Consider the following 14,180-nt stretch of genomic DNA (forward strand, 5'->3'; position numbering starts at 1 on the left):
CAGCGCGGCCTCAGCCAGGTCTCAGCGCGACCTCAGCGCGGCCTCAGCCCTCGCCGCCCGGCGCGGACGTCTCGGCGGGGCTGTCACCGTGCGTGCGGCGCCGGTTGCGCGAACGGCGTCGGCCCGACGAGGACGCGGCGGTGCCGTCGGCGTCGTTCGTGGCCGCGCTCGCGCCGACCGGGTTGGCCGGCGTGGAGTCGGTCTGCGCACCACCTGCCGGCGCGGAGCCGGTCTGGCTGCTCGCGCCCTCGCCACCCTGGCCGCGGCCGCGACCGCCGCGGCGCCGACGACGCCGGGCCTCGCCGGTCGCGTCGTCGCCCGTGGTGTTCGTCGAGGTGCTCGTCGGAACGCTCGTCGAGGTGGAGGTCGGGGTGCTGGTGCCCGTGCCCTCGGTGCGGGTCCGCGGCGGACGCGAGCTCGAGTGGCTGCCGCTGCTTGCGTGACCGCCACTGCTCGAGTGACCGCCACCGCTCGTGTGACCGCCCCGGCCACCGTCGCGGCCGCCTGCGGGCGCGCCCTGACGGGTGCGCTTGCCGGTCTCGCCGAGGTCCTCGAGCGTCTCGGCCGACAGGCCCGCACGGGTCTGCTGCGACTTGGGCAGCCGGCCCTTGGTGCCCTCGGGGATGTCGAGGTCGGTGTAGACGTGCGGCGAGCTCGAGTAGGTCTCGACGGGCTCGGGGATGCCGAGGCCGAGCGCCTTGTCGATCAGGCCCCAGCGCGGCATGTCGTCCCAGTCGACGAACGTGACGGCCGTGCCCTTGTTGCCGGCGCGGCCCGTGCGGCCCGTGCGGTGCAGGTAGGTCTTCTCGTCCTCGGGGCACTGGTAGTTCACGACGTGCGTGACGTCCTCGACGTCGATGCCGCGCGCGGCGACATCGGTCGCGACGAGCACGTCGACCTTGCCGTGCCGGAACGCGCGCAGCGCCTGCTCGCGCGCGCCCTGGCCGAGGTCGCCGTGCAGCGCACCCGCGGCGAAGCCGCGCTCGTTGAGGTCGTCGGCGACCTTCGCGGCGGTGCGCTTGGTCCGCGCGAACACGATCGTCAGACCGCGACCGCGGGCCTGCAGCATGCGGGCCAGCAGCTCGACCTTGTCGAGTGCGTGCGCGCGGTAGACGACCTGCTTGATGTTCTTGACGGTCTGGCTGCCGTCGTCGTCGGGGTCCTGCGCGCGGATGTGCGTCGGCTGCGTCATGTAGCGACGCGCCATCGCGACGACCGGGCCGGGCATGGTCGCCGAGAACAGCATGGTGTGGCGCGTCGCGGGCGTCGCCGCGAGCAGCGTCTCGACGTCCGGCAGGAAGCCGAGGTCGAGCATCTCGTCGGCCTCGTCGAGCACGACCGTGCCCACGTGCGACAGGTCCAGGTGGCGCTGCTTGAGCAGGTCGATCATGCGACCCGGCGTGCCGACGACGACCTCGACACCGCTGGTCAGCGCGTCGATCTGCGGCTCGTAGGCGCGCCCGCCGTAGACCTGCACGACGCGCACGGAGCGGCGCGCGGACGCGGTGGCGAGGTCGCCCGCGACCTGGACCGCGAGCTCGCGGGTCGGCACGACGACGAGCGCCTGCGGCTTGCCCGGCGCGCGCAGGTCGTCGTAACCGGGCTCGTCGCGTGCGATCACCCGGTTCAGCAGCGGGACGCCGAAGCCGAGCGTCTTGCCGGTGCCGGTCTTGGCCTGGCCGATGATGTCGTGACCCGAGAGCGCGACGGGCAGCGTCATCGCCTGGATCGGGAAGGGATGGGTGATGCCGGCGTCGGCGAGCGCCTGCACGATCTCGGGGCGCACGTCGAAGTCGGCGAAGGACGCGTCCACGGCCTGCACCGAGGACGCGGTGCTGTGCAGCGTGCGGGTCAGGGGCGCCGCGAGGGCGGAGGCGTTGCGGTCGTTCACGGCGGCGCTGGTGTCGTCCGGGGCGGACAGGCCGGAGTCGTTCGAGGTGGTGGTCACGGGGGTCTCTCGTCGCAAGGTGGCGACGGTCGTCGCGGGTCGCGGACGCGGCGCGTCGCGCTCCGGGCGTCGTCACGGGTCGCCACAGGGCTGGCCGGCAGCCGATCGTGAAGGTCGACCCGCGCGAGCCGCCGCGTCCCGGAGGGACGGGGGCTGCGCGAGAGAAAAGGCGAGAACGAGACGACCGGGCAACCGAGGTACCCGAACAGGGTAGCCGACCGCGGGCATACGATGCCGGAATGACCACCTCGTCCGGCGTCGAGCCGCCGTCGTCCGCGGACACCGTCGAGCTGCTGGGCCTGGTGGCGCAGCTCGAGCAGACAGCGTTCGCGCGACTCGCGGCGGACAGCAGGATCGCCCCGACGATCGAGCAGCGGCTGGCGCTGACGCGCTTCGCGGCCGCCGCGGTGCAGCGCCGGGACCGGGTCCTCGCGCGGATCGAGGAGCTGGGCGCGGACCCCGTGGCCGCGATCGGGCAGTTCGACGGCGTCCTCGAGGAGTTCGACGTCCGCACCGAGCCGAGCACGTGGTGGGAGCGGCTGCTCAAGTCGTACGTCGGCTACGGCGTCGCCGACGACTTCTGCCGGCTCGCCGCGCAGGGGCTGGACGAGCAGTCGCGTCAGCTCGTGCTCGAGGTGCTCGACGACGCGTCGCACTCCGAGCTCGCGGTCGCCGAGCTCGACGCCGCCGGCGCGGGCGACGAGGTGCTGACGTCACGGCTCGCGTTGTGGGGCCGCCGGCTCGTCGGGGAGGCGCTGTCGGTGGTGCAGCGGCTGCTCGCCCAGCGACCGGGGCTCGAACGATGCGTGCGTGCGGGTGCCGCCCAGGCTGCGGCGGCGCAGGCTGCGGCGGCGAGCGCGAGCTCCGCTGCAGCGCCGACGGCGTCCGCGCCCCCGAACGCGCCCGCCAAGATCTTCGGTGAGCTCACCGCGCAGCACACGCGTCGCATGGCCCGCCTCGGCCTGACGGCCTGATCGCCCCGTCGCTGCGGATGTCCTCGTCGATCCACGGCGCGCCCGAGCCGGTGCGCCCGCGTCCCCCGCTGCAGCCCGAGCGTGCGTTGCACCCGGGCGAGTCGGTCGCCCCCGAGCGGCGCCGGCCCGCGATCCCCGACGCCGAGCGCGAGTTCTTCGTGCAGGAGTTCCGCGGCGTCACGATCGTCGTGTCGCTGCCCGTGCTCGACGAGGAGGCGGTCGCGCCCCTGGCCCGCGCGGTGCGCGGGTTCGACGCCGGCGACACGCGCCTCGCGCTCGTCGTGGCGGATCGCGTCGATGCGCAGCGGCTGGCGGCTGCCACGGGGGGTGCGGCCACGATCGTCGCGCCGGCGATCTGGACCGACGACGCGCTCGCGGACCTGTGGATCACGACGACGGACGCGCGCGTGGTCCTCGTGGTCGCGGCCGACCCCGGTGCGGTGGCCGAGACGGCCGGGTTCGTCGCCGCGGGCCTCGGCGCCTCGAAGGTCGTGCTCACCGACCCCGGTGGGGGCTGGGGCGACCCGCCCAAGAGCTTCGTCGACCTCGAGCTGCACAGCGAGGCGCTGGGCGCCGCGCTGCGCGAACGGGGGATCGGCAACCTGCTGCCGGCCGCGCAGACCGCTCTGCTCGGCGGCGCGTTCAGCGTCAACCTGTGCCGCGCACAGGACATCGAGCTCGAGCTGTTCACGTTCGACGGCGCAGGAACGCTCCTCACGCTCGGCGGCTACGTGCAGCTCACGCCGCTGCGGGTCGACGACCTGCCCGCGGTCGAGCGGCTCGTCGCGCAGGGGGTGGCCGACGGCGTGCTCAAGCCGCGCGACCGCGCGCAGGTCGCGCGCATCGCGGTCGGCGGGCTCGGCGCGCGCGTCGTGCGCACCGGGCACCTGGCCGGGATCGTCGGGATCGAGACCGAGGCGTACGGGCGTGACGGTCTCGGCGAGATCTCCGCGCTCATCACCGTGAGCGAGTTCTCCGGCGCGGGCTCGGGCGGGCTGCTCGTCGACGGTCTCGTCGAGCGCGCGCGCAGCGCAGGTCTGCGGGCGGTCTTCGCGGTGACCGTGTCCGACGACGCGTCCGCCTTCTTCCGGCGCCGAGGCTTCCGCGAGGTGTCGCGCGACGCCGTCCCGGCGGTGAAGTGGCGCGGCTACGACCCGGAGCGGCTGGCGCGTGCGCGGTGCTTCTGGCAGGACGTGGCACCCCAAGCGGGTGCGCCGGCGTCGGACTGACGGGCGCCCGTTCGACGAGTGCTAGATCGTGCCGAAGCCGACGCGGCCCTTGGCCTCGACGCCGATCTCGACGTAGGCGAGTGCCGCCGACGGCACGATGACGCGCCGGCCCTTGGTGTCCGTGAGCTCGAGCGCCGGCTTCCCCGCGAGAGAGGCGGCGACCGCTGCCGCGACCTGGTCGGACGTCAGGTCCGTCTCCACGACGATCTCCCGCGCCAGGTGCTGCACACCGATCGTGATCTCCACGTCCTGTTTCCTCTCGTCGGCGGCCGCGGCCGGCCGTCCGGCTCGATCCTAGGCCGCGCGGCGGGCGTTGCCGTCCGCGTCCGCGACGAGCGAACGGAGACGGCGGGGACCTCAGCCCTCGTCGTACTCGAAGTCGTCGCGCACGAGCCCGGCGACGCCCGCCCACGCGAGACGGGTGACCAGCTCGGCGGTCTGCTCGGCATCGAGCTCGGGGCCCTGCCGGAACCGGTACGTCGCGGCGCCCTGCGCGAGCGAGATGAGCGAGACCGCGATGACCAGGCACTCCGCGGCGGGCAGCCCCGTGACGGGTTCGAGCACCGACGCGATCCGGCGCGCCACCTCGGACGACGCGCGCTCGACGCGCGCCCGCACGTCGTCGTCGTGCGTGACGTCCGACTCGAACAGCAGCGCCGACGACTCGCCCGCGGCCTCGACGAACGACATGTACGCGCGCACGATCGCGGCGATGACGTCGCGTCCGTCGCCGGGGCGCACGGGCCCGTGCTCGATCGGCGCGACCGCATGCCCGACGGTCGCGAGCAGGTCGTCGCCGCGCTGGTCGACGACCGCGAGGTACAGGTCCAGCTTGGACGGGAAGTGCCGGTACAGGACGGGCTTGCTGACCTGCGCCCGGTCGGCGATGTCGTCCATCGAGACGTGGTGGTAGCCCTCGGACGAGAAGAGCTCCTGGGCGATGCGCAGGACCTGGGCGCGGCGCTCGTCGCGGGCCATGCGGGGACCGCGCTCCCGCGACTGCGGGTCGAACGAGGCCTCGGTCATGCCGTGATGGTAGCGACGGTCCGTGAACGGCACGTCACAGCTGGGCGGCGAGGCGGACCGCGTCCGCCGATCGGCCGTCACCCACAAGGTGGGTTCGCCGGGCGCGCGAGCGTGTCGGTGGGCCGTGGTGGGATCTTCCCCGTGACCCCGACGAGCGCACCTGCGTCCGCACCTGCGTCCGCATCGGCGCAGGCGCGCGCTCCCGCGCTGCGGCGGCCGGCCGTGGCCGACGAGGCGGGCGCGGGCCGCCGCGCCGACGAGGCGCAGGAGCGGGCCGTCGCGTGGGCGGCGGGCGGCACCGGCGGCGCGCTGCTCGTGCTGGGCGCCCCCGGCACCGGCAAGTCGACGGTCGCGCTGGAGGCAGCGGTCGCGGCGGTCGACGCCGGGCTCGACCCGGGCGGGCTGCTGGTACTGACCGCGACCCGCCGCACGGCTGCCGCGATGCGCGACCGGCTGACCGCGCGGCTCGCCCGTACCGCGGGCCGACCGCTCGTGCAGACGCCCGCGGCCGCAGCGTTCGCGGTGCTGCGCATGCGAGCGGGGCTGCTCGGGGAGCAGCCACCGACGCTCGTCTCGGGGCCCGAGCAGGACCTCGTGCTCGCCGAGCTGCTCGCGGGCCACGCCGCCGGTGAGGGGGTGTCGGTGCCGTGGCCCCCGGGCATCGGGCCGTCGACGCTCGCGCTGCGCGCGTTCCGCGACGAGCTGCGCGACGTGCTCATGCGCGCCGCCGAGCGGGGCCTGGCCCCGGCGGACCTCGCCGACCGGGGCCGCGCCGCGGGTCGGCCCGAGTGGGTCGCGGCCGCCACGCTCTACCAGGAGTACCTCGACGTGCTCACGCTGCGCGCGGGCACGCCCGACGTGGGCGAGCGGCTGGACCCTGCGGTCGTCGTCGCTCACGCGGCGGACGCGTTGGCGACGTGGGACGACGAGGTGCGCGGCATGCCCCGGCCGCGGTGGGAGCTCGTGGTGGTCGACGACTACCAGGAGAGCACCACCGCGACCGCCGAGCTCGTCGCCGTGATGGCCGCCCAGGGCGCACGCGTGCTCCTGACGGCGGATCCCGACGCGGCGGTGCAGACCTTCCGCGGTGCGGCGCCCACGCTCGTCGCCCGCGCGAGTGCGCCGGTCGGACCGGGCGGGGGGTTCGGGGCCGACGAGGTGGTGCTGCGAACGGTGTGGCGGCACGGTCCCGCGGCGCGGGCCGCGGTGAGCCGCATCGCCGAGCGGGTCGGGTCGGTCGGGGCCGTGGCGCACCGGGCTGCGGTGTCGGTCGTAGACCTGGCCGCGGACTCGGCGACGCCGGGATCGGGCGACGAGGTGCGGGTCGCGGTGCTGCCGAGCAGTGCGCAGGAGGCGGCGTTCATCGCCCGGGAGCTGCGTCGCGCGCACCTCGAGGACGGCGTGGCGTGGAGCAGGATGGCGGTGGTCGCGCGCTCGGGTGCGCAGGTCACGGCGTTGCGGCGTGCGCTCGCGGGGGCAGCCGTGCCGGTGAGCGTGCTGGGCAGCGACGTGCCGCTGCGCGACGAGCCCGCGGTGCGGCCGCTGCTGGACGCGACCGCGGTCGTCGTGGGTCTGGCGCCCCTGGACGCCGCGACCGCGGCTCGGCTCGCCTGCTCGCCGCTGGGTGGGCTGGATGCCGTCGGGCTGCGGCGGCTGCGGCGTGCGCTGCGCACCCGCGAGCTCGCGGCCGGCGGCGGCCGGTCGAGCGACACGTTGCTCGTCGAGGCGCTGGGCGGGGCCGCGGCGGAGGTCGGCGACCTGACCGAGGTCGGTGCGCAGGTCGGTGCGGAGACGGGTGCTGTCGGGTCGGTGCCAGGGGGTCCGCCCGGGTCTGCCGGGGGGAGGTGGGTCGACCCGATCGGGGCCGTCGACCGGCTGGCGCGCGTGCTCACGGCCGGGCGGGACGCTGCGCTGCGGCCCGACGCCGACGCGCAGCGGGTCCTGTGGGCACTGTGGGACGCCGCCGGGCTGTCCGCGCCGTGGCGGCGGTCCGCGCTCACGGGTGGGGCGGCCGGTGAGCGCGCCGACCGCGACCTCGATGCGGTGCTCGCGCTGTTCCGCGCCGCCGAGACCTTCGTCGACCGGGTGCCGCACGCGCCGCCCGGAGCGTTCGTCGACTGGCTGCGGTCGCAGGACCTGCCCTCGGACACGCTCGCGGCGCAGGCGCACCGCGAGGCGGTCGCGGTGCTCACGCCGGCCGGTGCGGCGGGCGGCGAGTGGGACGTCGTGGCGGTCGCCGGCGTGCAGGACGGCGTGTGGCCCGATCTGCGGCTGCGCGACTCGCTGCTGGGCGCGCAGGCGCTGGTCGACGCGGTCGCCGACCGCGCCGTGCAGGTCTCGGACCCGGCGGCGGCGGCCCGGCTGGCCCGGGCGGCGGTGCTCGCGGACGAGCTGCGGTCGTTCGTCGTCGCGTGCTCGCGGGCCCGGCGTCGGCTGGTCGTGACGGCGGTCGCCGACGAGGACCGTCAGCCGTCGCCGTTCGTCGACCTCGTCGAGCCGTGGGACGGCGACGGCGAGGACCCGCGCCGCGCCCAGGTGCGTGCGCCGCTCGACCTGCGCGGACTCGTCGCCCGGCTGCGGGCCAACCTGGAGGCGGCCGCCGCGCGCGGAGCGTCACCCGACCCCGACGCCGTGCGTACGCTCGCCCGACTTGCCGCCGAGGGCGTCGCCGGTGCGGATCCCGCCGCGTGGCACGGGCTGGCGGCGCCGAGCACGGACGAGCCGCTGTGGGCGCCGGAGGACCGCGTGCCGGTCTCGCCGTCGCGGATCGAGACGGCACACCGGTGCGCGCTGCGCTGGGCGCTCGAGGCGGCGGGCGGAACGGTGGCCGACAGCTCCGGCCAGTCGCTCGGCACGCTGGTGCACGCGATCGCGCAGGAGCACCCGCAGGGGTCGCGCGCGGAGCTGAGCGCAGCGCTCGACGAGCGGTGGGCCGAGCTCGGGCTGGGGACGGGCTGGCCCGCGCGGGCGACGCGGGCACGCGCCGACGAGATGGTGCGGCGGCTCGCCGCGTACCTGGCGGACGCCGGCCGGCCGCTGCTGGTCGAGGGTGCGTTCACGCTCACGACGCCGCGTGCGGTCGTGCGCGGCAGCGTCGACCGGATCGAGGTCGACCCGGAGCACCCGGACCGGGTGCGCGTCGTCGACCTCAAGACGGGGGCGAGCCCGCCGAGCCGCGCCGAGGCCGAGACGAACCCGCAGCTGGGCGCGTACCAGCTCGCGGTCGACGCGGGCGCGTTCGAGGAGCTGCCGGCGGGCGCGTCGAGCGCCGGCGCCCAGCTCGTCTATCTCGGGACGGGTGCGTCGGCGACCCTGCGCACGCAGCCGGAGGTCGGGCCGTGGGCCGCCGAGCTCGTGGACGAGGTCGCCGAGCGCATGGCCGCCTCGACGTTCGAGGCGACGGTCAACGCACACTGCGACCGGTGCCCGGTGCGCCGCTCGTGCCCCGTGCGCGCCGAGGGTGGACAGGTGGTCGCGTGAGCTCGATGCTGTCCGCGGACCAGATCGCTGCGCTGGTCGGCCGCTCGACGCCGACCGACGAGCAGCGTGCCGTGATCGAGGCACCGCTCGAACCGGCGCTCGTCGTCGCCGGCGCGGGTTCGGGAAAGACCGAGACGATGGCCTCCCGCGTCGTGTGGCTCCTGGCGAACGGGATCGTCGAGCCGAGGCAGGTGCTCGGGCTCACGTTCACGCGCAAGGCCGCGGGCGAGCTCGGCGAACGCGTGCGCCACCGGTTGCGGCGGCTCGCGCGCGCGGCGGCCGAGGCGGGGCTCACGCTCCCGGGCGGCGCCGCGCTGCGCGACGACCCGTTGGGCGGGCTCGAGCGGCCGACCGTCGCGACCTACCACTCGTACGCCGCCTCGCTCGTCGCCGACCACGCGCTGCGGCTCGGGCTCGACCCGTCGGCGCGGCTGCTCGGCGAGGCCGCGCAGTGGCAGCTCGCGAGCGAGGTCGTCGAGGGCTGGCAGGACGACCTGGACACGGCGGCGGCCACGTCGACGCTCGTCGACGCGGTGCTCGCACTGTCGGGCGCGCTCGACGAGCACCTGCTCGAGGTCGCGGGAGCCCGCTCGCGCGTGGAGGACATCGTCGCCGAGCTGCGGGCCACGCCGGCGGGGACACCGCCGCGCGCGCCGTACGCCGAGGTCACGCGCGTGCTGCGCTCGCTCGAGGAGCGCGCGCGGGTGCTCGAGGTCGTCGGCGCGTACCGCGAGCGCAAGCGTGCGTCGGACGCCATCGACTTCGGGGACCAGGTCGCGCTCGCGGCGCGGCTGGCGCGCGACGTGCCGGAGGTCGGCACGGGGGAGCGTGCGCGGTTCGCGGTCGTGCTGCTCGACGAGTACCAGGACACCTCGTACGCGCAGCTCGTGCTGCTGTCCGCGCTGTTCGGGGACGGCCACCCGGTCACGGCCGTCGGGGACCCGCACCAGTCGATCTACGGCTGGCGCGGCGCGAGCGCCGGCGGGCTGTCCCGCTTCCCGACGACGTTCCCGCGCGTCGCCCCGGGCGGCGACCGGACGCCGGCGCGGGTCTACCCGCTGTCGACGTCGTGGCGCAACGAGCATGCCGTGCTGGACGCCGCGAACCTCGTCGCGGCGCCGCTGCGCTCGGCCGACGCACGGGTGCGCGTCCCGCTGCTCGAGGCGCGACCCGATGCCGGCCCGGGTCGCGTCGACGCGCTGATGGCGGCGACGACCCTCGAGGAGGCCCGGGCGGTCGCCGAGTTCGTCGCCGAGCACTGGCGTCCGGCCGGGGCCGACGGCCCGCGGGTCACGGCGGCGGTGCTGTGCCGCAAGCGGGCGCAGTTCGGCGCGCTGCGCTCGGCGCTGCGGGCGCGGGGTCTGCCGGTCGAGGTCGTCGGGCTCGGGGGGCTGCTGTCGACCCCGGAGGTCGTCGACGTCGTGGCCGCGCTGCAGGCGGCGTACGACCCGACCCGCGGCGATGCGCTCATGCGCCTGCTCACGGGCGCGCGCACGCGGCTCGGCGCGGCGGACCTGCACGCGCTCGCGGCGTGGGCGGGCGAGCTCGTCGGGCGACGCAGCGGGCGCGCGGCGGGCGTCGAGGCGGACGTGATCGACGAGCGCAGCGTCGTCGACGCGCTCGACGACCTGCCGCGACCCGGTTGGCGCAGCGCGTCGGGCCGGTCGCTGAGCGACGAAGGCCGGCGCCGGCTCGTCGACCTCGCCGGCCTGCTGCGCTCGCTGCGCGCGCATGCGTACCTGTCGGTGCCGGACCTCGTCGGGGAGACCGAGCGCCTGCTCGGCCTGGACATCGAGCTGCTCGCACGGCCGGGGGTCGCGCCTGGCCGGGCCCGGGCGCACCTCGACGCGTTCCGCGACGTGGCGGTGGACTTCACGCGCGCGGTCGACACCCCGACGCTCGGGGGATTCCTCGCCTGGCTGGAGGCGGCCGACGCGCGCGAGAACGGTCTCGAGCTGCCCGTCACCGAGCCGGACCCGGACGCCGTGCAGCTCATCACGGTGCATGCCGCGAAGGGGCTCGAGTGGGACGTCGTCGCGGTCGCCGGGCTCGTCGACGGCGGGTTGCCCGCGACGGCGACGCAGGGCAAGGACGGGCCGAAGAGCTCGGCCTGGCTGACCGGGCTCGACCAGCTCCCGTACCCGCTGCGCGGAGACCGCGCGGACCTGCCCGAGCTCGACCACGCGGGCGCGGCCGACCCGAAGGACCTCGAGGAACGCCGCAGGCGGTTCGTGCGCGACGCGGGCGAGCACCAGGTGGCCGAGGAGCGTCGGCTCGCGTACGTGGCGCTCACGCGGGCCCGTTCGCGGCTGCTGCTCACGGGTGCCTGGTGGGGTGACGGCACGCGCCCGCGCCGGCCGTCGACGTTCCTGCTCGAGCTCGCAGAGGCGGGTCTGGTGCACACCGAAGGCTGGGCGGCGGAGCCCGCGTCGGACGACGCGCGTCCCGACGACGGCGCATCCGCACCGGTGCACTGGCCCGCCGACCCGTTCGCGGTCGAGGACGGTCCGGGCCGTCGCGCGGCCGTCGAACGCTCCGCCGGCTGGGTGCGCGCGGCGCTGGCGGAGCCGGCGCTCACGGACCTGGCGGACGCAGACCTGGCGGACGCAGACCCGGCGCTCACAGACCCGGCGCTCACAGACCCGGCGGGCTCTGGCGGGCGGGCCGGCGGTGATGACGGACCGTGGAGCCGGCTCGCGACGAGCCTGCTCGAGGAGAGCCGGCGCGCCGCGCGCGGTGCGGCCACGGTCGAGCTGCCCGCTCACCTGTCCGCGTCGGCGGTCGTGCGACTCGGCGCGGACCGCGACGAGTTCGCGCTCGGGCTACGTCGGCCGGTGCCCGCCGAGCCGTCGGGCCGCGCACGGCTGGGCACGCGGTTCCACGCGTGGGTCGAGGCGTACTTCGGCGCCGCGTCGCTCGTCGACGTCGACGACCTGCCGGGGGCCGACGACGACCTGCTCGACGGACCGGGAGCACTCGCGGCCGACGAGGCGCGGCTGAGAGCAGCGTTCCTCGACTCCGTGTGGGCGGCCCGCACGCCGCTGGAGGTCGAGCTGGACATCGAGACGCCCGTCGCCGGCTACGTGCTGCGTTCCCGGATCGATGCGGTCTTCCCGGCGGACCCGGACGACCCGGGGCCGGGCCGCGCCGCGGGGGAGGCGGCGCAGCGGTGGCGCGTCGTCGTCGTGGACTGGAAGACCGGTGCACCGTCGAGCGACCCCGAGGTCGCAGCGGCACGCGAGCTGCAGCTCGCGGTGTACCGGCTGGCCTGGTCGCGCTGGTCGGGCATCCCGCTCGACGAGGTCGGCGCCGCGTTCCACCACGTCGAGCAGAACCGCACGGTGTACCCGGCGCGGCTGCTGGGCGAGGACGAGCTCGCCGTGCTGCTGCGCGGGGCGACCCAGACCAGCGGGCCGACCAAGACCAGCGAGCCGACTCAGACCAGCGAACCGACCGCCGGGACGGGCTCGGTCGCGGCGGCCGGGCCCACGGGCACCGGACGGGTGTGAGCGTCGAGGTCCTCGAGCATCTCGACCGCGTCGGCGACGACGTCCGCATCGCCCGAGCGCACCCCGTACAGGAGCCAGCGGGCGAGCGCGAGCTCACCGGCGAGGAGCGCACGCTCGGTCAGGTACGGGTCCAGCAGCTCGGTGCGCCGCAGCTGGTAGGCCTCCATGATCGAGTCGGCGACCTCGGGCGGCGCTGCCACCAGCAGCCACGACAGGTCGTCGGCGGGGTCGGCGACGCTCGCGTCGCCCCAGTGCAGGATCCCCGTCACCTCGTCGTCGCGCACGAGGATCCGTTCGTTGGTGAGGTCGCCGTGCACGACGGTCGGCTGGAACCGCCAGAGCGCGACGTCCTCGAGGCGCTCCTCCCAGCGGCGCAGCAGCGTGGGCGGGACCTTGCCGGTGCGCGCGGCCTCGTCGACCTCGGACTGGCGACGGGCTCGGTACTCCTGCGCGTCGTACGCCGGCAGGCCGGCGTCCTCGACCACGGACACGGGCAACTCGTGGATCGCGGCGACCGCTCGACCGACCGCGGCGCACATGCCGGGACCGGGAACGAGACGCGTCACGTCGAGCGCGACGCCGGGGATCTCGGCGTGCACCGCGGCGCGGCCACCCTCGGGCAGGTGCGCGAAGCCGACGGGGCGCGGGACGGCGAAGGGCAGGGTGCCGGCCTCGCTGGCGCGCGCGAGACCGTCGAGCAGCACGGCCTCGGCCTCGAGTGCGGCTCCGGCGGCGGCGTGCACGGGTGCCCGCACCACCCACCGGCGTCGGTTGGCGTCGACGACCACGGCGATGTCGAAGTCGGTGCCGGGGTGCACAGGACGCCGGACGTCGAACGCGTCCAGCCCGGGCACCGCGACGGTGGCCAGGGCAGCGAGGGCGAGCGGAGAGCGAGGCACGCGCTCAGCGTAGGGGGGCGTGCCTCGCCCTCGACCGACCGACTCGGCGTGTCCGCCCGATTCGTCCGAGGGGCGCGGCGGGTTAGCGTTCCGGTGTGCGTTCCGACGACCTGCCCCTCTCGCGCGCGGTCGTCGACCGCGCCGCCGTCGAGCGTGACGAGCCCGACGTGCTCGGGCGGCTGCGTGCTGACGTCAGCACGCGCGTCCTGCTCGTCGGCGGCGGTGCCGTGCTCGCGGCCGACCACGCGCTCGCGCTGCTGACGGTCGACGACGCGATCGCGTACGCGGACGGGGTCGACGAGGAGCGCTGGCTGCTGCTCGGGCGCGACGACGAACGCGCCTACCTCGCGCTGCGCGTGGCGGCCCCGACGCTCGCGCCGACGGTCGGGGCGGCGTCGGACGTCGCCGTGCACAGCCCGGTGCACAGCCCCGTGGGGCGGGCGCCGCGGCAGGAGGTACCCGAGGGAACCCGGTGGGCGACGCTGCGGACGGCAGGCGGCGCGCTGGACGCGCGCGACGCCGGGTTGGCGACGGCCGCGGTGGCGCTGGACGCCTGGCACGAGCGCCACCCGCGCTGCCCGCGCTGCGGCGCCGCGACGAAGGTGACGGCCGCCGGCTGGACCCGCGTGTGCGCGCAGGACGGGTCGGAGCACTACCCGCGGACCGACCCGGCCGTGATCATGGCGGTCGTCGGCGCGGACGACCGCCTCCTGCTGAGCCACAGCGCCGCGTGGGCGCCAGGGCGGTACTCGACGAGCGCGGGCTTCGTCGAGGCGGGCGAGTCGCTCGAGCACGCGGTGCGCCGCGAGGTGCTCGAGGAGACGGGCGTGCTCGTCGGCGACGTGAGCTACCGCGCGAGCCAGCCCTGGCCGTTCCCGGCCTCGCTCATGGTCGGCTTCCGCGCGCACGCGCTCACGACGGACGTGACGGTCGACGGCACCGAGGTGACGCAGGCGCGCTGGTTCACGCGCGCCGAGCTGGCGGACGCGGTCGGTGCGGGTGAGATCGTCCCGCCCGGGTCGACGTCGATCGCGCGGGCGCTGATCGAGGAGTGGTTCGGTGGCCCGCTGCCGGCAGCGCCGGACGTGACCTGGTGACCGCGCGCTGACAGCCTG

The 14,180-nt window shown here is 76.3% G+C and carries 9 protein-coding genes; 5 read left to right on the forward strand and 4 right to left on the reverse strand.

What is annotated here, in order from left to right; translation table 11 throughout:
* Nucleotides 1–43: 43 nt before the first annotated feature.
* The gene (locus tag CCO02nite_RS06205; protein WP_146842347.1) at nucleotides 44–1,891 is read right to left on the reverse strand and encodes a DEAD/DEAH box helicase; all 1,848 of its coding nucleotides are present in this window, start codon (nucleotides 1,889–1,891) and stop codon (nucleotides 44–46) included.
* A 296-nt stretch (nucleotides 1,892–2,187) separates the two neighbouring features.
* Here CCO02nite_RS06205 and CCO02nite_RS06210 point away from each other — a divergent pair, with 296 nt between their 5' ends.
* Nucleotides 2,188–2,922, forward strand: coding sequence for a ferritin-like fold-containing protein (locus CCO02nite_RS06210; protein ID WP_146842266.1), 735 nt, complete (start codon nucleotides 2,188–2,190; stop codon nucleotides 2,920–2,922).
* Nucleotides 2,923–2,939: 17 nt separating this feature from the next.
* On the forward strand, nucleotides 2,940–4,151 hold the full coding sequence (locus tag CCO02nite_RS06215) for a GNAT family N-acetyltransferase (RefSeq protein ID WP_222593152.1): 1,212 nt from the start codon (nucleotides 2,940–2,942) through the stop codon (nucleotides 4,149–4,151).
* A gap of 21 nt (nucleotides 4,152–4,172) precedes the next feature.
* Here the strand turns inward: CCO02nite_RS06215 and CCO02nite_RS06220 are convergent, their stop codons facing one another.
* Together CCO02nite_RS06220 and CCO02nite_RS06225 are read right to left on the reverse strand one after the other, a co-directional pair.
* Nucleotides 4,173–4,397: a DUF3107 domain-containing protein gene (locus CCO02nite_RS06220; RefSeq protein WP_146842267.1), complete on the reverse strand. Its 225-nt coding sequence runs from the start codon at nucleotides 4,395–4,397 to the stop codon at nucleotides 4,173–4,175.
* A gap of 111 nt (nucleotides 4,398–4,508) precedes the next feature.
* Nucleotides 4,509–5,177 carry a TetR/AcrR family transcriptional regulator gene (locus CCO02nite_RS06225; RefSeq protein ID WP_146842268.1) on the reverse strand — a complete coding sequence of 223 codons (669 nt, stop codon included), beginning with the start codon at nucleotides 5,175–5,177 and terminating at the stop codon, nucleotides 4,509–4,511.
* Between the two features lie 141 nt (nucleotides 5,178–5,318).
* On the opposite strand from CCO02nite_RS06225, the gene CCO02nite_RS06230 reads away from it, so the two are divergent.
* Both CCO02nite_RS06230 and CCO02nite_RS06235 read left to right on the forward strand, forming a co-directional pair.
* On the forward strand, nucleotides 5,319–8,657 hold the full coding sequence (locus CCO02nite_RS06230; RefSeq protein WP_246117384.1) for an ATP-dependent helicase: 3,339 nt from the start codon (nucleotides 5,319–5,321) through the stop codon (nucleotides 8,655–8,657).
* Between the two features lie 5 nt (nucleotides 8,658–8,662).
* Nucleotides 8,663–12,166, forward strand: coding sequence for an ATP-dependent DNA helicase (locus CCO02nite_RS06235; RefSeq protein ID WP_146842349.1), 3,504 nt, complete (start codon nucleotides 8,663–8,665; stop codon nucleotides 12,164–12,166).
* On the opposite strand, the gene CCO02nite_RS06240 is transcribed toward CCO02nite_RS06235, so the two are convergent.
* Nucleotides 12,094–13,065 (reverse strand): phosphotransferase, encoded by a 972-nt coding sequence (locus CCO02nite_RS06240; RefSeq protein ID WP_146842270.1) that lies wholly within the window; start codon nucleotides 13,063–13,065, stop codon nucleotides 12,094–12,096. The two genes, CCO02nite_RS06235 and CCO02nite_RS06240, sit on opposite strands and share 73 nt — an antisense overlap.
* Nucleotides 13,066–13,160: 95 nt before the next feature.
* Between CCO02nite_RS06240 and nudC the strand changes: the two genes are divergently transcribed.
* Complete coding sequence (gene nudC, locus CCO02nite_RS06245) at nucleotides 13,161–14,162, forward strand: NAD(+) diphosphatase (protein ID WP_146842271.1); 1,002 nt, start codon at nucleotides 13,161–13,163, stop codon at nucleotides 14,160–14,162.
* The last annotated feature ends 18 nt before the right edge of the window (nucleotides 14,163–14,180 follow it).

This window comes from Cellulomonas composti (assembly GCF_007990245.1).
GTDB lineage: Bacteria > Actinomycetota > Actinomycetes > Actinomycetales > Cellulomonadaceae > Cellulomonas > Cellulomonas composti.